This window comes from Haloferax profundi (genome assembly GCF_001469865.1).
GTDB classification, from domain to species: domain Archaea; phylum Halobacteriota; class Halobacteria; order Halobacteriales; family Haloferacaceae; genus Haloferax; species Haloferax profundi.
Genome location: NZ_LOPV01000429.1, coordinates 19,512 through 42,292, shown reverse-complemented (window position 1 = coordinate 42,292; position 22,781 = coordinate 19,512). Strand labels below are relative to the sequence as shown.

The window sequence follows — 22,781 nt, the reverse complement described above, 5'->3', positions numbered from 1 at the left end:
CTCGTTAAAAGCCGATAAATATCACACATCCACGGTGTCGCAGTACAGCGGTTTTCCCGAAATTAGTCCGTTAGTCAGTGGTTGACGACCGACCACGACTCGTTGCCTGGCCTGATGGACACCATTAGGTGAACAAACATCCACGTGGTATGCTGGCACCAACCGTGGTGTGAGACCCCCGCCGTCGACGACGTGGGCCCGACCGGCGTTTGCCGATGGATAAGAACGCGAGAGACCCAGTGACGACGGTGGTTCGCGGACCCCCTCGTTTCGAGTCGAGCGTCAGACGCTCGTCTGCCTGAAATTCATATCTTTGGACGCGTAGAGAGGGACATGCATCGCAAGGGAGCGCTGGTGGCCGGATACACCATCTGCGTCGGGGGACTCCTGCTGACAGCACGGTCAGAGATAGCCGTCGGCCTCGGACTCGCACTCGTCGCACTGGCAGTCGGTGCGACGGTACTCGCCGACGGGGCACAGAACAATCGCTGACAAGGTGGAGACGGAATGTCCAACACGGTAGGCGGTGGTCTGTCAGCGAACGCCCGCAGAGACGAATCGGCGGACAAACGAGCAGACGAGCGGCGAACGTCGAAAACGGCACGAGCAGACCGACCACGGTCCGCAAACGACACGCCAGAGAGGCCACAGCGCGCCGCACGGCCCGGTGCACCGGCCACGAACAGACTCGAACTGAACCCGAAACGAGACGTCGTGACGCTTAGTATGCTCGTCCTCAGTGGTCCGTTTCTCGCGACATCGCGGCTCGAAACCGTGCTCATCGGGGTACTGTTCGTCGCCGTCGGCGTCTACGGCGTCGTCGACAGCGTCGCTGCGCTCGTCGGGCGCTACGTTCGCCTCTGAGTCCGGAGAGAGCGTGGCTTACACGTCCATCGCTTCTTCGAGTGTGAACCGACCTTCGTAGAGCGCAGTCCCGACGACGGCAGCGGCGGCACCCACGTCGCGGAGTTCGGAGACATCGTCGAGCGAGGCGACGCCGCCAGATGCAACGACCGGAATGTCGACAGCATCGACGACTCGTGAGGTCGTTTCGAGGTGGACGCCTTCGAGTTGTCCCTCCACGTCCACGTCGGTGAACAAGATTGCTGCCGCACCGAGTTCTTCGTAGCGGGCGGCGGCCTCTGCGGGGTCGAGACCGGTCCCTTCGGTCCACCCGGAGACGACGACTTCGCCGTCTTTCGCGTCGAGGCTGACCATCACGCCGTCGGGGTAGTCACTGGCGAGTTCCGAGACGATGTCGGGGTTCTCGACTGCCGCCGTACCGAAGATGACACGGTCGACGCCCCTGTCGAAGAGTGCACGGGCGTCGTCGGCAGTTCGAATTCCGCCGCCGAGTTGGACGGGGACGTCTACTGCGTCGAGCACAGAATCGACCGCCTGAGCGTTCTTTCGCTCGCCCTCGAACGCGCCGTCGAGGTCTACGAGGTGGAGTGTCTTCGCGCCGGCGTCGACCCAGCGGCGTGCGGCCTCGACCGGTTCGCCGTACGTCTTTTCGGTGCCGCGTTCGCCCTGGACGAGTTGGACGACTTCACCGTCTTGCATGTCGACAGCGGGGACGACTTCGAACTCCGGGAACATACAGCATCGTGAGCGAGCGACGTGCCTAAACGCACCGAATCCGGTGACATCGCAGACGAGACATTGTGGAAGTCGTGAAGCAACAGTTCGGAACGGCTTTGTCGTGGCGTGATACAGACATACCCAATGAAACTCTTCGGTTCCAGCGGGACGCGCGGTGTGGTTGGTGAGAGCCTCACACCGGAGTTCGTCCTCCGCGTCGCCAAGGCCGCCGGGACGGTCTGGACCGCCGACCGCGTCGCCATCGCACGCGACACTCGAACCACAGGAGAGATGTTCGTCAACGCCGCCACGTCCGGTCTCGCGAGCGTCGGCGTCGACGTAGACGACCTGGGTGTCGTGCCGACACCCGCCGCCGTCCGGTACTGCGAAGACCAGTCGATTCCGGGCGTCGTCATCACGGCATCTCACAACCCGCCGGAGTTCAACGGCGTCAAACTCGTCGGCGAGGACGGTGTCGAACTCTCTGTCGACGAGTTAGAGCGCATCGAAGACCACATCCTCACCGAGGAGTTCGACGTCGCCGCGTGGGACGAAGTCGGGACGTGCCGGTCGATAGACACCGCGAACGACGACTACCGCGAAGAACTCCTCGCCACCGTGGACCGCGAGGCCATCGCCGAGGCGAACCTCACCATCGCACTCGACCCCGGACACGGTGCCGGCTCGCTCGTCACGCCCGACTTCCTCCGCGAACTCGGCTGTGAGGTCCGCACGGTCAACGCCCAACCAGACGGCCACTTCCCCGGCCGAGAGTCCGAACCTGTTCCGGAGAATCTCAGAGACCTCGAACGACTCGTCCGCGCGACAGACGCCGACCTCGGAATCGCCCACGACGGCGACGCCGACCGGGCCGTCTTCGTCGACGAACACGGCGACTCTATCTCCGGCGAAGCGTCGCTCGCCGCCCTCGCCGCCGCCTTCCTCGAACCCGGCGACGCCACCGTCTCCGCGGTGAACGTCTCCCAGCGACTCGTCGACGTGTGCGAGGAGGTCGGGGCCGACCTCGAACTCACGCCCATCGGCGCGACAAACCTCATCACGCGCATCCGCGACCTCTGGCGCGCCGGGACGAACGTCCCCGTCGCGGGCGAGGGGAACGGTGGGGTCTTCTTCCCGAACTATCGCCTCGTCCGCGACGGGGCGTACATCGCGGCGAAGTTCCTCGAACTCGTCGCCGAGCGACCCGCGAGCGAAGTCGTCGCCCCGTATCAAGACTACTTCAACGTCCGCATCAACATCGAGTACACCGAGGAAGCGGAGTTGACGGCGATGCTCAACGCTGCCGACGAGTACGCCACGGAGGCCGACGCGACACCGAATACGACCGATGGCTACCGCCTCGACTACGGCGACGCGTGGGTTCTCGTGCGACCCTCGGGGACCGAACCGAAAGTTCGCATCTACGCCGAGGGCCGCAGCGAAGAACGAGCGACCGAACTCGCCGAGGGCGCGGCCGACGCGCTCCGTTCCGCGCTGGACGACCTGTAAAACGCCGAGAAAGTCAGGTTTTCCCACGCGATTCGAATCTACAGACTAATCGCCGCGAAGACGAGCGCCAGCGCCCCGAACACCAGTAACATGAACCCGCGTTCGAGGTCACCACCGTCGAGTTCGTCGTCCGGCGGGTCCTCCCGCGTCGGGTCGAGGACGAACTCTGGGTCGTCCGACCGGGCCACGCGCCGGGCGGCAGCGGCGCTCTTGAGGAGTCGGGCCCCGAGTGCGAAGCACCCGAGTCCGACGACGACGGCCACGACGGTGATTTCGTTTACCATCCCTGCTGTCGATTCGTCGTCCGGTTACTCGTCGTCGTACACGTCGTCGGGGTCGAAGACGCGTTCGCCGACGTTCTCGCCGTCGATGGTCCGGTAGAAACACGACCGATGGCCGGTGTGACACGCGCCGACGTTCTGGTCGACGACGTACAGAAGCGTGTCGGCGTCGCAGTCGACCCGAACCTCCTGTACGTCCTGTGTGTGACCGCTCGATGCGCCCTTCTCCCAGAGTTCGTCGCGACTGCGCGAGTAGTAGTGTGCCCGGCCCGTCTCCAACGTCCGTTCGAGGGCCTCCGGCGAGACGTACGCCAGCATGAGTACCTCCCCGGAGTCAGCGTCCTGCGCCACGGCGGGGACGAGTCCGTCCTCACCGAAGTCGACATCGACCGTCATGGTTCCGGCCACGGGGTCACGGGGGTTATCTCTTGTGCGTCGTCGGACGCCGTCGGGTCGCCATCGCGTGACACCGAGTGATTATCGGTCCACATCAGACGATTCCGAGTGCACCGAGGACGCCGAAGAGGATGTCTCCGTAGACGAACGCGACGACCAGGCCGACGAACATCGGGACGATGAACGGGATGCCGGGAGAAATCCAGACGGACTCACGGGTCGTCACCAGTTCGAGACCACCGCGGAGTTTCTCCGGTGTGGTCCCGTAGGCAGACCCGTCGATAGAGTCGAGGAATGCTGCTGCACCCCACGGGTCCTCGAAGTCGGTGTCCGAGGCAGGTTCGTGGGCAGCGTCGGTGTCGGCGTCTTGGGCAGACTCGTGGGCAGCGTCGACGTCCTCGTCACGTGCGGTTCTCGCTGCGGACCCGCCGTCGGTACTCACCTGTCGGTGAACCGCGCCGTCCGTCGGGTCGAACGTCTCGCCGATAGTCTCCGGGTCACGGAGCGCCTCGGATGCTGCTCTGAGGTCTGCGAGCGACAGGCCGCGCCAGCGCAGGTACATCCGGAGTGCGTCGAGGTCCAACCCGTTTCGCGTGACACCGTCGGGCGACTCGAACAGGCGGCCGTGAGTGGTCGCGAGCGACGGAACGGAGACGCGCCGGCCGACGAACGAGAGTGGGAACTCGAACTCGCCCGCGACGAGGTTGCGGACGGCGAGCAGGATAGGGTACGCGAGGCCGATGATGACGGTGTTCGTGAGGATGGTCATCGAGAAGACGCCGAGGGTCGTCCGTTCGAGGGGCAAGACGAGTTCGCCGAGGGTGTAACTCGGGAACGTCGGCAGCAAGATGGCGAAGACCATGAGTGCCTTGGCGTCGGCACCACCGAATCCGCCGAGTCGCCAGAACATGTACGAGAGCGGGACGACGAAGAAGACGCTCACACCGACCCGGATGAGGTAGAGGCGGTCGAACACCGTCTCGACCGGGAGGTGGCCGAGAGTCTCCCACACGAGCAAGACGAGTCCGAGCGCCGCCAGTGGATACCAGACGACGTTCGGGACGCGTCGCGTGCGGATGTCCCGCCACGCGGTCCACGCGAGGACGGGCACGACGACCAGTCGCAAGAGGTCGGGGAGCGTGCCGATACCGAACATACCGGCAGACTGGGGGCAGGGGAGTTAGGTGTTCGGGAAGGTTCTCAGTCGTGAAACTGGGAGTGTAGTGTGCAGGGGGAAAGCTGGGCCGAATCGGACGAGATTAGAAGACGGCGAGTTCGACGAACCCGACGAGGCGGACGGCGAGGCCGAACAGCGACATCGCGACGACTGGTACCCACACGGACCTGGTTCGGGCGTATCCGTGCGCGGCACACCCGAACGCGAGTCCCCACAGTGCGTGTTCGAACCCACCGGGAACCTCGGCAAACAGCGTCACGAACGCGACGAGCGAGAGCACCCCGAGCGCAAAGACCGGGACGAAGACGGGCCGGTAGACCACCCGAATCGAACGTTCGACTGCACTTCGGTAGACGAACCCGACGGTGATACCGCCGGCGACGGTGGCGACGAGGAGGATGGCAAAGAGGCCGAGTCGCCACTGTTTGGGGAACGAGACGAGCGTCAGCGCGGCGCTTCGAAGTCCACCGTGGAAGTACATCGCCAGGGCCGCCGCGGAGAGGACGCCCCCACGCGACGAGAGCGACACCCGTGTTCGCAGGTGTTCGAACATCAGCGCGGTCAACACGCCATAGCCAGCCCCGGCGAGAAACGTTGGTTCGGCCCACCACGAAGCGGCGGCCAACACCGACGCCTTCGGGTGAAACGTCGACCCGACGACCGCCGCGAACGACGTGCCGAAGACGAGCGGCGTGGCGACAGTCACGGCGACGAGGGCGAGGGTGGGCGCGAGGAGGACAGCACCCACTGTCCCGACGTCACTCGGTCGGACCCGTGTCAGCGACAGGTCGACGCGAAGTGGGAGGTCGATACCGACGTATCTCGCGTACGCGAGCGTCGGGAGTGCGAGACCCGCGAGGCCCGGAGACGAGAGCACGTCCAGAACAGGGACACCACGCAGACGGAGTGAGAGCCAGTACGCACCGGCAGTCGTGAGCGAGACGCAGACGAGAAAGGCACTCAAACGTCCAAGTTCGGTCGGTTCCGGTGGAAGCGAGAAGTCGAGTTCGTCTGGGAAGGCGTGGGCGAACGGCGACACATGCAGACGCACCGTACAAGGTGACAAATGTCTGTCGGGGGTCGACAGACGGCGCAGTCGCTCACCGACCGACTGCCGAAAGAAAGTGCTGAGTTGGCGTCTTAGATGACGCGGTTCTGCAGGTAGTCGAGGTGCTTCGCGTTGTAGACGATCTTGACCTCGTCAGCCGTGGGCGAACCGATGCAGGTCAGACGGACGTTCTTGTCGTTGACTTCCTCGTCGGAGAGGATCTGCTGCATGTCCATCTCGATGTCGCCTTCTTTGACGATGGCGGCACAGTTCGCACAGGCACCTGCGCGGCAGCTGAAGGGCCAGTCGTAGCCCTGTGCCTCTGCGGCTTCGAGGATGTACTCGCCCTGGTTGACTTCGAGCTCGCCGAAGTTTTCGGCGTCGAGACCGGCGTCAGCCGCCTTCTCGAAGAGGTCCTCGTCGTCGAGGTCCCAGCCCTGGTCGTCGAGAGTTTCGTAGTTGAGGTAGGTTACCGTGGGCATCAACAAGCGGTTCGGAGGCCACACCATTAGACTTTGCTGTTCCGTGCGGCGAAACTGGCCGGCGTGACGGCCTCAGTCACGGTAGACCGAAAGGAGACGACAACCGAACGGGGAGATGTCCGATTAAAACACGCTCGACGAGAACAACGCGTACGAGGCGATAGCCGACACCGATGGCGTGAGCATCCAGAAGAAGATGACGCGGCCAGTCGTGCCGGGGTCGAACAGGTCGTGAGCAGAGAGTTCGTCGGGCGCCTCTTCGCCCATCTTCGGGACTTCGTCCTCACGCTCGGCAGCGAGGGCGTTGACCGACACTTGCACCGATTCTCGGCCGCTGAGCGCCTCGCCGAGTTTGACGGTCCGGGTCGCACGTCCCCACCCGAGGCCGACGATGCACATCGTCGCACTGACTGCCAGACTCGCCGGGATGCCGATTGCCGAGAGGAACGAGATGAGAGAGGCGCTCACCGCCTCGACGATGAGTGCCGCGAGAATCGGGAGGTCTGTGAGGTCGTTGCCGACGGTGTCGAGCGTCCGGCGGGCGATAGTGAACGCACCGAGGCCAATCGCCCCACCCGCGATGAGGATACCGGTGTTCATCCCGATTGCGCCGTTGCCGACGAGCGGTGCCACTGCGTTGGCGACGTTCGACGCACCCGCAGAGAACGCCATGTAACAGGCGACGACGACGACGAGAATCGTGCTCCCGAACTCACGGTAGGTCGTATTCGGCCCGAGACGAGGGCGTGGGATGGTGCCGTTTCGGTCGAGTTCGACGAGTGCGCCCGGACTCTGGTCGAGTTTGAGCCACGCGTCGAGGTACGGGTAGATGTACCGACCGATGACGGCACAAATCCAGAACGCGATGACCGGCGCGACAATCCACCACGAGATGATTTCGAGCATCACGTCGGAGTTGAGCGACCCGCGCGCGAGGCCGAGGCCAGCGATTGCGCCGACTGCGGTCATCGACGTGGATGCAGGGACGCCGAACGTGTTGGAGACTAAGAGCGCCAACCCGACGAAGAAGAGGACGGCGACGCTCGCCGCGAGGGTGAACTCACTCTGCGGAACGATTTCGCCGCCCATCTTGGCGACGACTTCCCGTCCGATGGTCCACCCACCGAGGAGCGCGAACCCGGTCATCAACGCCGCAGCGGCGGGTTTGCCGAGCACGTCGCTCCCGACGGCCGGTCCGAACGCGACCCCCGTCGACGACCCGCCGATGTTGAACCCGACGAACACTGCCACCAAGAGTCCGACGAACAGGAGTGATTCTACCACGAACTCCCATTCCCGCTCATCTGCAAAAGGAGCGACGGTCGAACTGTCGATTCCTCACCCATGTGAGGGCGAGCCGTGAGCCGAGCGTTTCAGACCGACGCCGAGCGAATCGCCTGGTCCAGGTCGGCGATGATGTCGTCTACGTCTTCGATGCCGACCGAGAGGCGGACCATGTCGGGCGTGACGCCTGCGGCGGCCTGTTCTTCTTCGGTGAGTTGCTGGTGCGTCGTCGACGCCGGGTGGATGACGAGCGTCTTCGCGTCGCCGACGTTGGCGAGGAGTGACGCGAGTTCGACGCCGTTGACGGTGCCCTTCGCCGCCTCGTAGCCGTCTGCGAGTCCGAACGTAATCATGCCGCCGTACCCGCCGTCGAGGTACTTCGAGGCTTCCTCGTGGGTCTCGTGCGATTCGAGGCCGGGGTAGTTCACCCACGACACCTTCTCGTGGTCGTCTAAGAACTCTGCGACGGCCTGTGCGTTCTCGCAGTGTGCACGCATCCGAAGCGGGAGCGACTCGAGTTTTTCCAGCGTCTGCCACGCGTCGAACGGCGACTGGGAGTTACCGAGGTCGCGCAGACCGCGGGCGATGGCGGCGTAGGTGAACCCTGCGGGCCCGAACGTCTCGTCGAAGTTGACGCCGTGGTACGCCGGGTTCGGCTTGGCAATCTCGGGGTAGTCGTCGGCGTACTCGCTCCACGGGAAGTTCCCGCCGTCGACGACGACGCCGCCGATGGTCGTGCCAGCGCCGTGAATCCACTTCGTCGTGGACTGCCAGACGATGTCTGCGCCGTGTTCGATGGGGTTACAGAGGTACGGCGTCGCGAACGTGTTGTCCACGACGAGCGGCGTCCCGTGGTCGTGGGCCACCTCGGCGATTGCCTCGATATCGGGCGTCACGAGTGCAGGGTTGCCGATGGTTTCGAGGTGAACGAACGCGGTGTCCTCGTCGATTGCTTCCTCGTAGGCGTCCACGTCGAGGGTGTCGACGAACCGGGTGGTGACCCCGCGGCGCTCGACAGAGTGCGTGAGGTACGTGTAGGTCCCGCCGTAGAGCGACGACGCGGAGACGATGTTGTCGCCGGCCGACGCGAGGAGGAAGTTCAGGAGGTCGAACGCGGCCATCCCCGAGGAGGTGGCGACGGCACCGACGCCGCTTTCGAGCGAGGCGAGACGCTCTTGGAGCATCCCGACCGTCGGGTTCATCAGACGCGAGTAGATGTGGCCGGGCTTTTCGAGGGCGAACTGCGCGGCGGCGTCCGCGGCGTCCTCAAAGACGTACGAGGTGGTCTGGTACAGTGGCGGGGCACGGGCACCCGTCGCGTCGTCCGGGTCCTGTCCTGCGTGAAGGCTCCGGGTGTGGAATCCCGGTTTGTCGTCACTCATAGTTCGTGACTCGGCCTGACGGGGCTAAAACAGGGTGACGCGCGCAATTCCCGCCGGTGTCTGCGACGCGGGTGCACGCGACGCTGGTCGCGCCAGCGAGCGACGGTACTCGGGTCGCTCTACCGACTGAACAGCGACGAGTGAACCGGTGCGAAGTCTTTCTCCGACTCCGGTTCGCCGCCGTCGGCGACGGTGTCGGTCACGGCCCGGCCAGCGACGCCCTCCGTGAGGAAGTCACCGAGTGGCGGGCCGACCTTCTCGGGTTCGACGAGGAAGGCGTCGTGGCCGTGGTCGGACTCGACGACGTGGTGTGCCACTGGCGCGCCGCTCCGGCGGAAGGCCTCCGCCAGCGACTCCGACTGCTCGGTCGTGAAGTGCCAGTCACCAGTGAACGAGACGAGGAGCGCCTCGCCCTCGAACGCGGCGAGCGCAGCAGCGTCGGACTCGTATCCCTCCGAGAGGTCGAAGTCGTCCATGGCGCGCGTGAGGTACAGATACGAGTTCGCGTCGAAGCGTTCGGCGAACTTCTCGGCTTGATAGTCGAGGTACGACTCGACTTCGCGGTAGGGGAAGAACGCCGCCGCTGGGTCGGCAGGGTACGTGTCCCCGCGGCCACCGCGACCGGCGGACCGCCGGCCGAACTTCCGGTCCATCGAGTCCTTCGAGAGGTACATCAGGTGGCCGATTTGCCGGGCCAATCCGAGTCCCTGTTCGGGGTCTGGCTGGTCGTCGCCGTAGTAGTTGCCGCCGTTCCAGTTCGGGTCGGTCGTGATGGCGCGGCGCGCGACGGCGTCGAGGCCGAGACACTGCGGGTCGAGTCGCGCCGCCGCCGCGACGACGACGAGGCGGTCCACGTCGTCGGGATATTGGACGGCCCAGTCGAGGGCGTTCATCCCGCCGACGGACCCGCCGACGACGGCGTGGAGTCGGCCAATTCCGAGGTGGTCGAGGAGCAGACGCTGTGCGCGCGTCCAGTCGGAGACGGTGACCGGCGGGAAGTCGGTCCCCCACGGTTCGCCGTCCGGACCCTCGCTCGCGGGACCGCTGGTCCCGTAACAGGACCCCGGCACGTTCACACAGACGACGTAGTAGTCGTTGGTGTCGATGGCTTTGCCCGGCCCGACGATGTCGGACCACCACGCGCGGGCCTGTCCCGAGACACTCGACCCACTTCCGAGACTCGCGACGTGTTGGCTTCCAGTGAGGGCGTGACAGACGACGACTGCGTTGTCGCCGGTGAACTCGCCGTAGGCCTCGTACGCGACGTGCAAGTTGGGGATGAGTTCGCCCGACTCGAACTGGAACTCGCCCACGTCGACGACGTCCGATTCGACTCGTCGACCCGGGGCGGTTCGTGTGCGACTCATGATTCCACCTCACCAGTCGCAGCGACAGGTCGTGCTGCAAGTGCCCGGTCGATGGCCTGGTCGAGGTCGGAAACGATGTCCGCAGCATCTTCGATACCGACCGAGAGGCGCAGCATGTCGGGTTGGACGCCCGCCGCACGCTGTTCGTCCAGCGAGAGTTGCGCGTGCGTCGTCGACGCCGGGTGGATGAGGAGTGACTTCGCGTCGCCGATGTTGGCGAGGAAACTCACGAGTTCGACCGATTCGCAGACGGTCTTTGCCGCCTCGTAGGATTCCTCGTCGTCCGCACCGTCGAGGCCGAACGTGACCATCCCGGCGTATCCACCTTCCAGATACCGCGACGCGAGTTCGTGCGTCTCGTGGTCCTCGAATCCGGGGTACGACACCCACGAGACGGCCTCGTGGTCGCGGAGGTGTTCGGCGACCTGCCGGGCGTTCTCGCAGTGGGCGCGCATTCGGAGCGCGAGCGTTTCGAGGCCCTGAATCGTCTGCCACGCGTCGAAGGGCGACTGGCAACTGCCGGTGCTTCTGACGGCACGGTGGCGGACGACCTGTGAGAACGCGCGTTCACCGAATCGCTCGACGAAATCGACGCCGAACGCCGGGTTCTCACCGGAGAGTTCGTCGTAGTCTGCGGCGTCCCACGGGAAGGTGCCGCCGTCGACGACGACGCCGCCGACGGTGGTTCCCGACCCGTGAATCCACTTCGTCGTGGACTCCCAGACGATGTCTGCGCCGTGTTCGATGGGCCGACAGAGCGCCGGCGTGGCGAACGTGTTGTCCACGACGAGTGGAACGCGGTTGTCGTGGGCCACCTCGGCGATTGCCTCGAAATCCGGCGTCTTCAGGGAGGGGTTCGCAACCGTCTCGACGTGGACGAACGCGGTGTCTTCGTCGATTGCGTCGTCGTAGGCGTCCACGTCCAGTGTCTCGACGGTCCGTGGTTCGATTCCTCTGCGAGTCGCCGTCTTCGAGAAGTACGATGAGGTGCCGCCGTACATGTCCTCCGAGAGGACGACGTTGTCACCGGCGGAGGCGAGGACGGTAGTGATGGCGTCGAGGGCGGCCATTCCCGAGGCAGTGACGACCGAATCGACGCCCGCTTCGAGGGCGGCGAGTCGGCGTTCGAGGATACGAGTCGTCGGGTTCGAGATTCGTGAGTACACGTCGCCGTCGGATTCGAGCGCGTAGAGGTCTGCGGCGGTGTCCGCGTCGTCGAAGACGTACGACGTGGTCTGATAGAGTGGCGGGGCACGGGCCCCTGTGGCCGGGTCCGGGTCCTGCCCGGCGTGGAGGCCACGAGTGCGGAAACCTCGGTTCATGTATGAGATGCATATTTCTGGAACGAAGAATAACCACTAGTTACGGCAAGCGTTGCCCACGGTTGTCGCGAGAGTGGTGGATTCCGTCGGAGACGACCGGACTGCCCGACTCGACTGGCCCGAAAATACATGTCGGCCAGTCAGACAGTTGTGGTATGGCTGAACACCTCTTCGGGGTCGGTGTCGTGTTCCTCGCCATCGGCCTCCCCGGTGCCGTCAAACCCTACAAGACGGCCCAGTTCACGGAGCGACTGGATTCAATCGGGAGCAAGACGTCGTGGGACGAGGTAGAACCCGCCGAGTGGAACGTGACGCTCACGCGGTTCGGTGGTATCTTCATGACTGCACTGGGTGTCGCGTATCTCTTCGCCTGACTCGTCCCCGATTTCCCGGAGCGTTTACCCGCTACCCGTCCGACACGTCACCCAATGAGTGACGCCGACGCCGACACCGAGTCGAACCCCTATCTTCGGAACCCGCCGACCGAGTTCGACCCCGCCGAGGAACTCGCCCGCGAGGACGCCGAACGACAGGCCGAACTCCTCCGCGAGGCCATCCGCGAGCACGACCACCGTTACTACGTCGAAGCCGAACCACTCGTCTCCGATGCGGCTTACGACGCGCTCTTTTCCCGTCTCGTCGCGCTCGAAGGCGCGTTCGACCTCGATACGACCAACAGTCCGACGAACCGTGTCGGTGGCGAACCTCTCGACAAACTGGAGACGGTCGAACACGCCGCGCCGATGCTCTCTATCGACCAGAGCACCGAGGCCGATGACCTGCGGGAGTTCGACGAACGCGTCCGCCGGGAAGTCGGGGACGTCGCGTACGTCTGCGAACCGAAGTTCGACGGCCTCTCGGTCGAAGTCGTCTACGAAGACGGCCAGTTCGCCCGCGCGGCGACCCGCGGCGACGGCCAACGCGGCGACGACGTGAGCGCGCAGGTGAAGACGATCCCCACCGTCCCGCTGTCTCTCCGGGGCGACCCACCCGAGCACCTGGCCGTCCGGGGCGAAGTGTACATGCCGAAACCTGCCTTCAGCGACCTGAACCGCCAGCGTGTCGAAGCGGGGGAAGACCCGTTCGCCAACCCGCGAAACGCCGCCGCCGGGACCCTTCGCAACCTCGACCCCACCGTCGTCGCGGACCGACCACTCGCCGTCTTCTTCTACGACATCCTCGACGCGAGTGACACGCCCGAGACGCAACGGGCCGCGCTCGACCGATTCCGGGACTGGGGCCTCCGCGTCGCCGACGACCACGTGGAATTCGTGGACGACGTGGAGGGCGCAATCGACTACCGCGACGAGATGCTCGACCTGCGCGACGACCTCGACTTCGAAATCGACGGCACCGTCATCAAGGTGGACTCGCGCGAGGCGCGCGAGCAGTTGGGCGAAAAGAGCAGGTCGGTTCGGTGGGCGTTCGCCTACAAGTTCCCGGCCCGCCACGAGGTGACGACAGTCCGGGACATCGTGGTGCAGGTCGGTCGGACGGGACGACTCACGCCAGTCGCACTCCTCGACCCGGTAGACGTTGGTGGCGTGACCGTCTCGCGGGCGACGCTCCACAACCCCGACGAAATCGCGTCACTCGGCGTGGCCGTCGGTGACCGCGTCCGCGTGAAACGTGCCGGCGACGTCATCCCACAGGTGGTCGACGTCGTCGAGGATGGTGGCGGAACCTACGAGTTCCCCGACGAGTGTCCCGTCTGTGGGAGTCAGGTCGACCGCGATGGACCACTGGCGTTCTGTTCCGGTGGCCTCACCTGCCCGGCCCAGCGCGAAGCGTCAATCGGCCACTTCGCAGTCAAAGGCGCGATGGACATCGACGGACTGGGCGGCGAACGGGTCGCCCAACTCGTCGACGCGGGACTCGTGGAGAACGTCGCCGACCTCTACGACCTGACGGTGGACGACCTGGTCGAACTGGAGGGGTGGGGTGAGACGAGCGCACAGAACCTCGTCGACGCCATCGAGGAGACGAAATCGCCGTCGCTCGCCTCGTTCCTCGTCGGTCTGAGCATCCCCGAGGTAGGGGAAGCGACTGCTCGTGCCCTCGCCCGTGAGTTTGGGTCCATCGACGAGTTCCCCATCGACGAAGACGTCGCCGAATCCCGGTTCGACGCGTTCGAAGACCGTCTGACCACCGTCCCTGACGTGGGTGAGACGGTGGCCCACCGCGTTCGCGACTTCTTCGAGAACGAGGACAATCGCGTCGTGATTCGGTCGCTCCTCGACCACGGTGTCGACCCAGAACCCGTCGAAGACGGCGGCGACGAACTCGACGGCGTCACCATCGTCGTGACCGGGACTCTGCAAGTGAGTCGAAGCGCCGTCCGCGAACTCGTGGAATCACACGGTGGCAACGTCACGGGGTCGGTCTCGGGCAACACCGACTACCTCGTCGTCGGTGGGAACCCGGGCCAGTCGAAACGCGACGACGCCGACGAAAACGCAGTGCCGACGCTCGACGAAGACGAGTTCGCGGCGTTTCTCGCAGAACGCGGCGTCTCGTATCCGCCGGAATAACGAAAGAAGAGATTCCCTCAGAGGTCGACGCGCGTGAACGTCCAGTAGCCGAGGAGTGGCGGGATGACAATCCACCCGAGGAGGACGGCGAGGATGAACGGCCCGGAGAGGTAGAACGGAATCGACTCCTGTAAGATGGGTTGGAGGACCAGTGACTCACCGAGTCCCGCCTTGAACAGACGGGCCGCGGCGGCCGGACCGTACAGTTGCGCCACGAGCGTCTCGTAGGCGCGAAGCGGGTTCAGGTACTTGATGAACATCTGCATGAGCGCGACTTGTTCGCCCGCCATCGGTTCGACGCCCGGCAGTTGTTCTATCGCCCAGTTGAGAATCCGCGGGACGCCCGTAACCACCGTCGACCAGAGGACGGCGAAGATGAAGTACAGGCCGACGGTGCTGAAGAGGGCCTGCCGTTGCGACTCGGAAGTGGCCGAGAGCCAGATACCGATGGAGACGAACGCCGTCGCCAACAGTCCCGAGAGGGCGACCTGACCCGCGTAGGAGGCGAACATCACCTGTCCGCCGGTCAAGAGCATCGCGAACAGCGCGATGACGAACCCGACGAGCATCGAGATGAGGACCACGAGCGTCCGGCCCACGAGTTTCCCGAACACCACGTCTCGGCGGGAGTTCGGCAGCGAGAGCAGGAGTTTCATCGTCCCGGACTCGCGTTCGTCGATGAGCGACCCGTGAGCGGTGACGAGGGCGATGAGCGCGAGGATGAACCCGAGCATGCCCGCGTAGGAGAAACTAAACAGACCGCCCGGTGCAGTCGTCAGTCCGAACAGCGTCTCCGAGTTCGCACCCGCACCCTTCAGCAGGACGCCGTAGAACAGCGCCGTCGACCCGCCGATGATGAGGCTGAAGAACAGCGTGAGGCCCAAGAGCCACCGCGAGCGGAGGGCGTCGCGGAAGTCTTTGCGCGCGACAGATTCGAGGGTCATGCGGTGACCTCCTGTTTCTCGTCTTCGGTGTACGCGAGGAAGATGTCCTCCAGCGACGCCGAATCCGTCTCGAAGTCGGCGACAGTCGCCCCGTTGGACTCGACTGCCTCGATGACTCGCGTCTTCGCGTCGTCGGTACACGCGACGACGAGGCGACCATCACTGGATTCGACCGACGAGACGCCGTCGAGGGCACGAACCGCCGAGAGGTCGGCGTCGCCCTCCACGTCGAGGCGGAGAATCGCCTCGGCCTCCAGTCTGTCGCGGAGGCTCTCGATGCTGTCTTCGGCGATGAGTTCGCCCTCGCGCATGATGCCAACGCGGTCACAGACTGCTTCGACCTGTCCGAGGACGTGGCTGGAGAAGAACACTGTCGCGCCACGGTCTGCCTCCGCGCGGACGATTTCGCGCATCTCGCGCGCACCTGCGGGGTCCAGCCCCGACGACGGTTCGTCGAGGATGAGGAGGTCGGGACTCCCGGCGAGCGCCATCGCGAGTGCGAGGCGCTGAGCCATCCCTTTCGAGTACCCACCGGCGCGGCGTTCGGCGTCGTCTGGGTCGAGGCCGACACGGGAGAGCAGTTCGTCGGGGTCGTCGTCGGCTTCTTTCGACTCGATAGCAAATTCGACGTGTTCACGACCCGTGAGACGGTCGTACACGTCGTACCCTTCTGGGAGGACACCGGTCCGGCGGCGGACGGCGACGCTCTCGGCCTGTGCGTCGTGTCCGAGGACGCGGACGGACCCGCTCGTCGGGCGGACGAAGTCCAAGAGCATGTTGATAGTCGTGGACTTTCCGGCACCGTTGGGACCGAGGAACCCGAACACCTCTCCCTCCTCGACGGAGAACGAGAGGTTGTCGACGGCGGTCACGCTGTCGGTGTCGGAAGAGAGCCCGAGCGTACCGAGTACGCCACGGTCGTCTTCGAACCGTTTCGTCACCCCGTGTAGTTCGATGGCGGCCATGGACGGGCCTGCGTCGTACTGGGTTAAAGGGTTTTAGGTGCAAGAATCAGGGCCGATAACAGATTCGCAGAGACGAGACAGAGTGTGCGGAGATGTGAAGGCCTGTACGGCGATTCGAGTGCGCCTGTACGGGGACGCAAAGGCCTGTACGGTCGAAATTCGCCTCAGACTTCGTCGTCGGGGTCGTGTGTCTCGGACATCTTCGTCGCCTCGGCGGCGTATCGCTCGCGCAGGGCGTCGTCGGAGACAGATTCGAGATTCGCAACCGGTGCCTCGATAGCCGCCGTCGTGGCCATCCGCCGCTGGTGCATCACCGCCGCGGCGAGTTCCTTGCGGAGTTCGTACTCGCCGTCGGTCGTCGCGTAGATGAGTACGATGAGGTCCCTGTCGTCGTAAGACCGCTCGACCAACCAGAGTTGAGCAGTGTCGTCGTCGCTCATGGGCCGTGGTTCGGCCGGGGGACTCTTACGCGTGCCGCATCCGGTCGTCGGGTTCCCTCACTCCGAACGTGGAGTCGGGGAGATTCCCGGCCGTCGGTTTATGCCCTCACCGAGCGTACGTCTCTGCCATGCTCGAGACATTGCTCGGTGACGACGTACAGTCGTCTGGGCGCTACCTCCCCGAGATAATCTACGGCGCCAACGACGGCATCGTCACGACGTTCGCCGTCGTCGCCGGTGTCGCCGGCGCGGCATTGAGTCCGGGCATCGTCATCGTCCTCGGGTTCGCGAACCTCTTCGCCGACGGGTTCTCGATGGGGATGAGTAACTACCTCTCCGAGCGGTCGGAAGAAGACTATCACGACGCAGTCGGTGACGGTCACGTCCGAACCGACGGGAAGACGCCCGTTCAGACCGCCGCTGCGACGTTCCTCGCCTTCATCGTGGCCGGGTGGACGCCACTTCTCCCGTACGTCTTCCGCCTCGAACCGCTGTTTCCCATCTCTATCGTCGTCACCGGCGCGGCGTTCTTCGTCGTCGGTGCGAGTCGGAGTCTCGTCACGAATCGGTCGTGGGTCGCAAACGGCGGTGAGATGTTCGTCGTCGGAATGGCCGCGGCGGCAGTCGCCTACGCGGTTGGTAACTTCCTCGCTGGATTCGCCTGAGCAGAAAACAGCAGTTCGTCCGTCGAGTTCGAGACGGCTTACGCCCGGCCGCCGGTCAGTTCTTCGACTTCCATCGAGAGCGCCGTGAGCGCCTGTGCGCTCTCGTCGGTTGCCGTGACGATGCTGTCGACTGCGCCCTCGGTCTCGATAGTTCGGTCGTGAACGTCCTCGATGGTCGCGGTGAGGTCTTCGACCGCTTCGGCCTGTTCGTCCGTCGCTCGCGACACTTCGGCGACACCGTCGGCGGCCACGTCGATGGACGACGCAATCTCCTCGAACGCTTCGAGCATCTCGGTGATGCTCTCGTCGGCGTGTTCGATACGGTCGTTGGATTCGGTCGCCGCGGTGACGGCCTCGTCCGTCCGAGACTGGATACTCTCGATTTGCGCCGTGATGTCTTCGGTGTGCTGGCGCGTCTCGTCGGCGAGCGACTTGACTTCCTCTGCGACGACGGCGAACCCGTCGCCGTCTTGGCCGGCGCGGGCAGCCTCGATGTTGGCGTTGAGCGCCAGCAGGTTCGTCTGCTCTGCGACTTCGGAGATGACTTCGACGACGGCCTCGATGTCGTCCATCCGGTCGCCGAGTTCGGTCACGCGGTCGACGAGTTCGTCGCTCATGGTGACGACGCTCTCGGTTGCCGACCGCGCTTCGGTGTTCGCCTCGCGACCCTCTGCGGCCGCCTCGCGGGCCTCACCTGCCGCGGCGTCGACTTCGTCGGCCGTCGCGGCGACTTCTTCCATCGTCGCGCTGAACTGCTGCATCTGCGTCGACCCCTCGTCGAGCAAGTCGCGTTGCTGTTCGACGTTGTCGACGATAGCGTCGGCGGCAGACGCTGCACGAGTGACCGCTGCCGTCGCCGTCTCCGTCTCGTCCTGGACGTTCGAAGTCAAGCGGGAGAGGTTCCGCGCCGTCTCGTTCACCGAATCGACGACGAGGAGGAGTTGGTCGTCGACGACGCCAGAGCCGTCGATGTCCGCACGAGCGTCGAGGTTCCCCTGACTCAACTCCGTGAGCGTCTGTTCGACTTCGTCGACGAGCGTGGCGATTTCGCGGTGGCGCTCGACTTCCTCGGTTCGGTTGCGGACGGTCTGGAGGACGCCCACGAGTTCCCCATCTTCGTACAACGGCATCGCAGTGTGTCGGGCGTGACAATCGACGCCGTTCGCGTCGGCGAACGTCTCTTCTTCGGCGTAGAGGAGTCGGTCTGGGTCGTCTAACTCGACGCCGGCGAGTTCGTCCGCAGCGTTTGGCTGTTTGAGGACGGTCTGTGCGAGAACTGTCGCGGCAGATTCGTCGTAGAACAGTTCGCCGACGTTGTGGTGGCCGAGTGCTGCGTGCGCAGTCGTTCCAGTGAGTGCTTCGACACCAGAGTTCCACGCGGCGACCCGGCCTTCTTCGTCGAGGACGAACGCCGGCAGACCGACGCCGTCGAGGAGGACGTCGTCGTCGACGTTCAAGTCGGGTGCGTCGACGACTGCGGCGGTTCCGCCGTCAGGTATCGCTGTCTGACTGCCGAACCACGAGCGAAGACGGCTGATAATTCCGAGTGCCATTTGAACCCACGTTTCCGACCCCCACACGAGTAAGTTTCGAGCCAATTATCAGCTACGATAACCACTGTGCAGAAGTGTCGTCTATGGAATCGAGAGGGTGAGAATCAGCCACGAGGTGACACTGGTGACGAGCGTGGCACAGACTCAGTCCGCGATGGCTCCCCTCTACTCACGCACCGAAGACGCGTCAGCCTCAAGCCGTTCGCGGGGTAACCACCGCCAGATGGACGCAGGCGCGGTCAGAGAGCGGGCCGGCGAGTTGCCGTCCGACCCCGGCGTGTACCAGTTCTTCGACGGTGAGACGGTACTCTACGTGGGAAAGGCGGTGGACATCCGTGCTCGTGTCCGGTCGTACGCCGACCCGCGGTCAGAGCGCATCTCGCGGATGGTCGCCCGTTCCGAGGGTATCGACTTCGCCGTCACGGACACCGAGACGCAGGCACTCCTCCTCGAAGCCAATCTCATCAAGCGCCACCAGCCACGGTACAACGTCCGCCTCAAAGACGACAAATCCTACCCGCTCGTCCAACTGACGAACCACCCAGTCCCGCGAATCGACGTGACACGGGACCCAGAGGACTCCGCAACCGTATTCGGCCCGTACACCGACAAAGGCCGCGTCGAGACGGTGGTGAAGGCCATCCGCGAGACGTACGGCCTCCGCGGGTGTTCAGACCACAAGTACGCGAATCGCTCGCGTCCGTGTCTCGACTTCGAGATGGGTCTCTGTACCGCGCCGTGCACCGGCGAGATAGCCGAGGACGCCTATCGAGAGGACGTGGAGTCGGCGGTTCGGTTCTTCGAAGGCGAGACAGGCGTCCTCGCCGACCCACTCCGCCGAGAGATGGAAGCGGCGGCACAGGCCGAAGAGTTCGAACGCGCTGCCAACCTCCGCGACAGACTCGAAGCGGTCGAATCGTTCCACGGCGCGGGTGAGGCCGCCGTGTCGTCGCCGTCGGACGAACGGGCGATGGACGTGCTGGGCGTCTCGCTCCGCGGCGACTCGGCGACGGTAGCCCGCCTCCACGCCGAACGCGGCCAGTTGGTCGATAGAACACGCCACCACCTCGACGCACCAGAAGGCGAAGACCGGACCGCCGCCGTCCTCTCGGCGTTCCTCGCGCAGTTCTACGCCGAGCGCGAACTCCCCGACGCAGTCGTCTTGTCCGAGCATCCGGACGACGCGGACGTGGTCTCGTGGCTCGAATCCGAGGGCGTGAGCGTCCGCGTCCCCGGTGCTGGCCGCGAAGCGAAACTCGTCGAACTGGCGCTGAAGAACGCCCGCAGACGCGCCGGACGCGACGACGGACTCGCGACGCTCGCCCGCGAACTGAACCTCGACGTGCGCCGCGTCTCGCGTATCGAAGGATTCGACGTGAGTCACGCACAGGGGAAGTCCGTCGTCGGGAGCGACGTGTGCTTCGTCGATGGCAGCGCCGAGACGGCCGACTACCGCCGGCGGCGACTCCCCGAGCGGAACGACGACTACGCGAACATGCGCGAGTTGATTCACTGGCGGGCGACCAGAGCACTCGAAGGCCGGGACGACAGACCCGACCCTGACTTGCTCCTCATCGACGGCGGGAAAGGGCAGTTGAACGCTGCCATCGACGCACTCGAAGAGACGGGGTGGAACGTCCCCGCAGTGGGCATCGCCAAAGAGCGCGAACTGGTCATCACGCCCGGCCGGACCTTCGACTGGTCAGACGACGCGCCTCACTTGCACGTCCTCCAGCGCGTCCGCGACGAGGCGCACCGATTCGCGGTTCAGTATCACCAGACGCTCCGCGACGAGGTGAAGACGGTCCTCGACGACGTACCGGGAATCGGCCCGAAGACGCGACGCGCGCTGTTGACGCGGTTCGGGAGCGTCGAAGGCGTTCGGGAAGCGACGATGGAGGACTTGACAGACGTGCCGGGAGTGGGGACGAAGACAGCAGAAGAACTGAAGCGGCGACTGTGACGGGTGCGAGAGCGCTCTGTCGGCGCAGTCGTGTCGTCGAAAAAGGTCGGATTCGTCGCGTGGAACGGCCCGGTGCAGTTTACGCGATTTTGTTGTACTGGTCGCGGAGTTTCTCGGCGGCGTCGTCCATGAGGTCGGCCTCGTAGTCGTCGAGGTCCCACTCGACGACCTCTTCGATGCCGTTCGAGCCGAGTTTGACGGGGACGCCGAAGGCGGTGTCCTCGTAGCCGTACTCGCCGTCGAGGACGAGCGAACCGGGGAGCACTTCGCCGGTGTCGTGCAGGACGGCTTCGACCATGTGTGCGACGCCCGTCGCCGGACCCCACTGGGTCGCGCCCTTGCGCTCGATGACGTCCATGGCGGACTCCTTGAGGTCGCCGAGAATCTCGTCCTTCTCGTCGGCGGAGAACGATGGGTCGTTGCCGTTGACGCGAACCTTCGAGAAGACGGGGACCTGCGCGTCACCGTGCTCGCCGAGGATGGTCGCGTCGACGTTCTTGACCGGTGCGTCGAAGCGCTGGCTCAGGACGTAGCGGAAGCGCGCGGAGTCGAGACGGCCACCGAAGCCGATGACTTTGTGGCGGTCACGGTCGCCCGTCTCGTACAGGTGTCGGTTGAGCAGGTCGACGGGGTTCGACGTCGTGATGGAGACGAAGTCGTCGTTGTACTCGGCGAGCGAGGAGCCGATGTCGTCCATGATGGGTGCGTTGTCGCCCGCGAGGTCGATACGGGTCTGACCCGGCTGGCGCGGAATGCCTGCCGTGATGACGACCACGTCGGACCCAGCGGTGTCCTCGTAGCCACCCTGCGTGACGACCGTGTTCGAGTCGTACGCGATGCCGTGGTTCGTGTCGGCCGCCTGACCGACCGTCTTGTCTTCCATCTTCGGGATGTCTACGAACACGAGTTCGTCGCAGACGTCACGAAGCGCGAGGTTGTATCCAGCCGCAGCGCCGACCGTACCGGCCGCGCCAATCACGCTAACTTTCGTCATACCACATTAGCGTCGCTGTGGATTCCGAGTAAACGTTTCGGAACGAACACCGTGGCACTGTCTGTCGATTCACAATTCGACGACTGTCGAATTGTCTCTCACACTCGGTCTACGCCGTGGGGTTTTTCGACGTACGCGGCGTCCAAACCCACATGAGCGAGTTCGACAAGGAGGCAGAACGTCAGCGACTTCGGGAGAAGTACGAGCGCGACGAGGAGAAACGCCGCTCGACACAGCGGATGAGCGAGTTGCTCCTCAAGGGCGCGACGATGACGAACAAGCACTGCGACCAGTGCGGCGACCCCATCTTCCGGTACGACGGACAGGAGTTCTGTCCGACCTGCCAGACCCAAGGGCAGGCGGCTGCGAGCGCCGACGCGGATGCCGAGAACGCCGCCGAAGCGGTCGCTGAGGCGGAATCGGCCCCACAGGCGGCCGAGGGTGCGACCGAACAACAGACCGCTGACGAGTCTGCCGAGTCGGCAGGAACCCCATCGGCGACGCAGTCCGCCGCTGAAACAGCCTCACAACCCACTGAAACTCCCCCGCAGGCGTCGGCAACGAGGCGCGCGTCGTCGTCCACCCGAACCGCCCCCCGGGCAGAGTCACGCGACGTCGACGAGCGACGCCCGTCGGCCCGCCGGACACAGCCCAGCGATGTCGACGAACGAAGTTCGTCGGCTCGTCAGACACCGTCTGACGGTGTTTCGACTGCGCGCGAGTCACTCGTTCGGACGCTGACGTGGGCCGCAGAACAGGCAGAGTCGACAGACGACCCACGTCGCGCGAGCGAGTTCCTCGCAGCAGCACGGGAAGCGGCCGAAGCAATCGCCGCACTGGACCGCTAGTCGGGACGCCAGCGAGTCAGTAGAACTGACGCCTCCCCAAACCCTCCAC

23 protein-coding genes are annotated in these 22,781 nt (G+C 64.9%); 8 read left to right on the top strand and 15 right to left on the bottom strand.

Annotated features, from left to right (window positions below; translation table 11 throughout):
* Positions 1-333 precede the first annotated feature (333 nt).
* Both AUR66_RS14585 and AUR66_RS14580 read left to right on the top strand, forming a co-directional pair.
* The gene (locus AUR66_RS14585) at positions 334-492 is read left to right on the top strand and encodes a hypothetical protein (RefSeq protein ID WP_231727908.1); all 159 of its coding nucleotides are present in this window, start codon (positions 334-336) and stop codon (positions 490-492) included.
* Between the two features lie 15 nt (positions 493-507).
* Positions 508-864 carry a hypothetical protein gene (locus AUR66_RS14580; protein WP_058573005.1) on the top strand — a complete coding sequence of 119 codons (357 nt, stop codon included), beginning with the start codon at positions 508-510 and terminating at the stop codon, positions 862-864.
* A gap of 18 nt (positions 865-882) precedes the next feature.
* Here AUR66_RS14580 and hisA read toward each other — a convergent pair whose 3' ends face one another.
* Positions 883-1,599 carry a 1-(5-phosphoribosyl)-5-[(5-phosphoribosylamino)methylideneamino]imidazole-4-carboxamide isomerase gene (hisA, locus tag AUR66_RS14575; protein ID WP_058573004.1) on the bottom strand — a complete coding sequence of 239 codons (717 nt, stop codon included), beginning with the start codon at positions 1,597-1,599 and terminating at the stop codon, positions 883-885.
* Between the two features lie 126 nt (positions 1,600-1,725).
* Here hisA and glmM point away from each other — a divergent pair, with 126 nt between their 5' ends.
* A complete protein-coding gene (gene glmM, locus AUR66_RS14570) occupies positions 1,726-3,090 on the top strand; it encodes a phosphoglucosamine mutase (protein WP_058573003.1) in 1,365 nt (454 codons plus the stop codon).
* 38 nt (positions 3,091-3,128) lie between these two features.
* Here the strand turns inward: glmM and AUR66_RS14565 are convergent, their stop codons facing one another.
* The 9 genes from AUR66_RS14565 to AUR66_RS14525 all read right to left on the bottom strand — a co-directional run bounded on the left by AUR66_RS14565 (position 3,129) and on the right by AUR66_RS14525 (position 11,829).
* On the bottom strand, positions 3,129-3,374 hold the full coding sequence (locus AUR66_RS14565; RefSeq protein ID WP_058573002.1) for a hypothetical protein: 246 nt from the start codon (positions 3,372-3,374) through the stop codon (positions 3,129-3,131).
* Between the two features lie 24 nt (positions 3,375-3,398).
* Positions 3,399-3,767, bottom strand: a complete 369-nt coding sequence (gene hisI, locus AUR66_RS14560; protein WP_058573001.1) for a phosphoribosyl-AMP cyclohydrolase — start codon at positions 3,765-3,767, stop codon at positions 3,399-3,401.
* Positions 3,768-3,861: 94 nt separating this feature from the next.
* Positions 3,862-4,923 carry an A24 family peptidase gene (locus AUR66_RS14555; protein ID WP_058573000.1) on the bottom strand — a complete coding sequence of 354 codons (1,062 nt, stop codon included), beginning with the start codon at positions 4,921-4,923 and terminating at the stop codon, positions 3,862-3,864.
* 103 nt (positions 4,924-5,026) lie between these two features.
* On the bottom strand, positions 5,027-5,983 hold the full coding sequence (locus AUR66_RS14550) for a hypothetical protein (protein WP_058572999.1): 957 nt from the start codon (positions 5,981-5,983) through the stop codon (positions 5,027-5,029).
* A 101-nt stretch (positions 5,984-6,084) separates the two neighbouring features.
* Positions 6,085-6,474 carry a ferredoxin Fer gene (fer, locus tag AUR66_RS14545; protein ID WP_058572998.1) on the bottom strand — a complete coding sequence of 130 codons (390 nt, stop codon included), beginning with the start codon at positions 6,472-6,474 and terminating at the stop codon, positions 6,085-6,087.
* 123 nt (positions 6,475-6,597) lie between these two features.
* Positions 6,598-7,719 (bottom strand): inorganic phosphate transporter, encoded by a 1,122-nt coding sequence (locus tag AUR66_RS14540; protein ID WP_197409796.1) that lies wholly within the window; start codon positions 7,717-7,719, stop codon positions 6,598-6,600.
* A 128-nt stretch (positions 7,720-7,847) separates the two neighbouring features.
* A complete protein-coding gene (locus AUR66_RS14535) occupies positions 7,848-9,140 on the bottom strand; it encodes an O-acetylhomoserine aminocarboxypropyltransferase/cysteine synthase family protein (RefSeq protein WP_058572996.1) in 1,293 nt (430 codons plus the stop codon).
* A gap of 119 nt (positions 9,141-9,259) precedes the next feature.
* Positions 9,260-10,507 carry a homoserine O-acetyltransferase MetX gene (gene metX, locus AUR66_RS14530; RefSeq protein ID WP_058572995.1) on the bottom strand — a complete coding sequence of 416 codons (1,248 nt, stop codon included), beginning with the start codon at positions 10,505-10,507 and terminating at the stop codon, positions 9,260-9,262.
* On the bottom strand, positions 10,504-11,829 hold the full coding sequence (locus AUR66_RS14525; protein ID WP_058572994.1) for an O-acetylhomoserine aminocarboxypropyltransferase/cysteine synthase family protein: 1,326 nt from the start codon (positions 11,827-11,829) through the stop codon (positions 10,504-10,506). Before AUR66_RS14525 ends, metX begins: the two co-directional genes overlap by 4 nt.
* 155 nt (positions 11,830-11,984) lie before the next feature.
* Between AUR66_RS14525 and AUR66_RS14520 the strand changes: the two genes are divergently transcribed.
* Both AUR66_RS14520 and ligA read left to right on the top strand, forming a co-directional pair.
* Positions 11,985-12,203 carry a hypothetical protein gene (locus AUR66_RS14520; RefSeq protein WP_058572993.1) on the top strand — a complete coding sequence of 73 codons (219 nt, stop codon included), beginning with the start codon at positions 11,985-11,987 and terminating at the stop codon, positions 12,201-12,203.
* 54 nt (positions 12,204-12,257) lie between these two features.
* Positions 12,258-14,360, top strand: a complete 2,103-nt coding sequence (ligA, locus tag AUR66_RS14515; protein ID WP_058572992.1) for an NAD-dependent DNA ligase LigA — start codon at positions 12,258-12,260, stop codon at positions 14,358-14,360.
* A 17-nt stretch (positions 14,361-14,377) separates the two neighbouring features.
* Here the strand turns inward: ligA and AUR66_RS14510 are convergent, their stop codons facing one another.
* The 3 genes from AUR66_RS14510 to AUR66_RS14500 form a co-directional block, all read right to left on the bottom strand.
* Positions 14,378-15,304, bottom strand: coding sequence for an ABC transporter permease (locus tag AUR66_RS14510; RefSeq protein WP_058572991.1), 927 nt, complete (start codon positions 15,302-15,304; stop codon positions 14,378-14,380).
* Positions 15,301-16,269, bottom strand: coding sequence for an ABC transporter ATP-binding protein (locus AUR66_RS14505; protein ID WP_058572990.1), 969 nt, complete (start codon positions 16,267-16,269; stop codon positions 15,301-15,303). Before AUR66_RS14505 ends, AUR66_RS14510 begins: the two co-directional genes overlap by 4 nt.
* Positions 16,270-16,433: 164 nt before the next feature.
* Positions 16,434-16,709, bottom strand: coding sequence for a hypothetical protein (locus AUR66_RS14500; protein ID WP_058572989.1), 276 nt, complete (start codon positions 16,707-16,709; stop codon positions 16,434-16,436).
* A 128-nt stretch (positions 16,710-16,837) separates the two neighbouring features.
* On the opposite strand from AUR66_RS14500, the gene AUR66_RS14495 reads away from it, so the two are divergent.
* On the top strand, positions 16,838-17,374 hold the full coding sequence (locus tag AUR66_RS14495) for a VIT1/CCC1 transporter family protein (RefSeq protein ID WP_058572988.1): 537 nt from the start codon (positions 16,838-16,840) through the stop codon (positions 17,372-17,374).
* Positions 17,375-17,412: 38 nt separating this feature from the next.
* On the opposite strand, the gene AUR66_RS14490 is transcribed toward AUR66_RS14495, so the two are convergent.
* Complete coding sequence (locus AUR66_RS14490; protein WP_058572987.1) at positions 17,413-18,927, bottom strand: methyl-accepting chemotaxis protein; 1,515 nt, start codon at positions 18,925-18,927, stop codon at positions 17,413-17,415.
* Positions 18,928-19,150: 223 nt separating this feature from the next.
* Here AUR66_RS14490 and AUR66_RS14485 point away from each other — a divergent pair, with 223 nt between their 5' ends.
* Positions 19,151-20,890 (top strand): excinuclease ABC subunit C, encoded by a 1,740-nt coding sequence (locus tag AUR66_RS14485; RefSeq protein ID WP_058572986.1) that lies wholly within the window; start codon positions 19,151-19,153, stop codon positions 20,888-20,890.
* A gap of 79 nt (positions 20,891-20,969) precedes the next feature.
* On the opposite strand, the gene mdh is transcribed toward AUR66_RS14485, so the two are convergent.
* On the bottom strand, positions 20,970-21,884 hold the full coding sequence (mdh, locus tag AUR66_RS14480; protein ID WP_058572985.1) for a malate dehydrogenase: 915 nt from the start codon (positions 21,882-21,884) through the stop codon (positions 20,970-20,972).
* Between the two features lie 152 nt (positions 21,885-22,036).
* Between mdh and AUR66_RS14475 the strand changes: the two genes are divergently transcribed.
* Positions 22,037-22,732, top strand: a complete 696-nt coding sequence (locus AUR66_RS14475) for an Sjogren's syndrome/scleroderma autoantigen 1 family protein (protein WP_058572984.1) — start codon at positions 22,037-22,039, stop codon at positions 22,730-22,732.
* The last annotated feature ends 49 nt before the right edge of the window (positions 22,733-22,781 follow it).

Coding starts and splice junctions, on each gene's coding strand:
- AUR66_RS14580 (WP_058573005.1), top strand. CDS start 508: ATGTCCAACACGGTAGGCGGTGGTCTGTCAGCGAACGCCCGCAGAGAC.
- AUR66_RS14555 (WP_058573000.1), bottom strand. CDS start 4,923: ATGTTCGGTATCGGCACGCTCCCCGACCTCTTGCGACTGGTCGTCGTG.
- AUR66_RS14510 (WP_058572991.1), bottom strand. CDS start 15,304: ATGACCCTCGAATCTGTCGCGCGCAAAGACTTCCGCGACGCCCTCCGC.
- AUR66_RS14535 (WP_058572996.1), bottom strand. CDS start 9,140: ATGAGTGACGACAAACCGGGATTCCACACCCGGAGCCTTCACGCAGGA.
- AUR66_RS14520 (WP_058572993.1), top strand. CDS start 11,985: ATGGCTGAACACCTCTTCGGGGTCGGTGTCGTGTTCCTCGCCATCGGC.
- AUR66_RS14500 (WP_058572989.1), bottom strand. CDS start 16,709: ATGAGCGACGACGACACTGCTCAACTCTGGTTGGTCGAGCGGTCTTAC.
- AUR66_RS14475 (WP_058572984.1), top strand. CDS start 22,037: ATGAGCGAGTTCGACAAGGAGGCAGAACGTCAGCGACTTCGGGAGAAG.
- AUR66_RS14490 (WP_058572987.1), bottom strand. CDS start 18,927: ATGGCACTCGGAATTATCAGCCGTCTTCGCTCGTGGTTCGGCAGTCAG.
- AUR66_RS14505 (WP_058572990.1), bottom strand. CDS start 16,269: ATGGCCGCCATCGAACTACACGGGGTGACGAAACGGTTCGAAGACGAC.
- AUR66_RS14495 (WP_058572988.1), top strand. CDS start 16,838: ATGCTCGAGACATTGCTCGGTGACGACGTACAGTCGTCTGGGCGCTAC.
- AUR66_RS14585 (WP_231727908.1), top strand. CDS start 334: ATGCATCGCAAGGGAGCGCTGGTGGCCGGATACACCATCTGCGTCGGG.
- AUR66_RS14525 (WP_058572994.1), bottom strand. CDS start 11,829: ATGAACCGAGGTTTCCGCACTCGTGGCCTCCACGCCGGGCAGGACCCG.
- glmM (WP_058573003.1), top strand. CDS start 1,726: ATGAAACTCTTCGGTTCCAGCGGGACGCGCGGTGTGGTTGGTGAGAGC.
- hisA (WP_058573004.1), bottom strand. CDS start 1,599: ATGTTCCCGGAGTTCGAAGTCGTCCCCGCTGTCGACATGCAAGACGGT.
- hisI (WP_058573001.1), bottom strand. CDS start 3,767: ATGACGGTCGATGTCGACTTCGGTGAGGACGGACTCGTCCCCGCCGTG.
- AUR66_RS14565 (WP_058573002.1), bottom strand. CDS start 3,374: ATGGTAAACGAAATCACCGTCGTGGCCGTCGTCGTCGGACTCGGGTGC.
- AUR66_RS14485 (WP_058572986.1), top strand. CDS start 19,151: ATGGACGCAGGCGCGGTCAGAGAGCGGGCCGGCGAGTTGCCGTCCGAC.
- metX (WP_058572995.1), bottom strand. CDS start 10,507: ATGAGTCGCACACGAACCGCCCCGGGTCGACGAGTCGAATCGGACGTC.
- fer (WP_058572998.1), bottom strand. CDS start 6,474: ATGCCCACGGTAACCTACCTCAACTACGAAACTCTCGACGACCAGGGC.
- ligA (WP_058572992.1), top strand. CDS start 12,258: ATGAGTGACGCCGACGCCGACACCGAGTCGAACCCCTATCTTCGGAAC.
- mdh (WP_058572985.1), bottom strand. CDS start 21,884: ATGACGAAAGTTAGCGTGATTGGCGCGGCCGGTACGGTCGGCGCTGCG.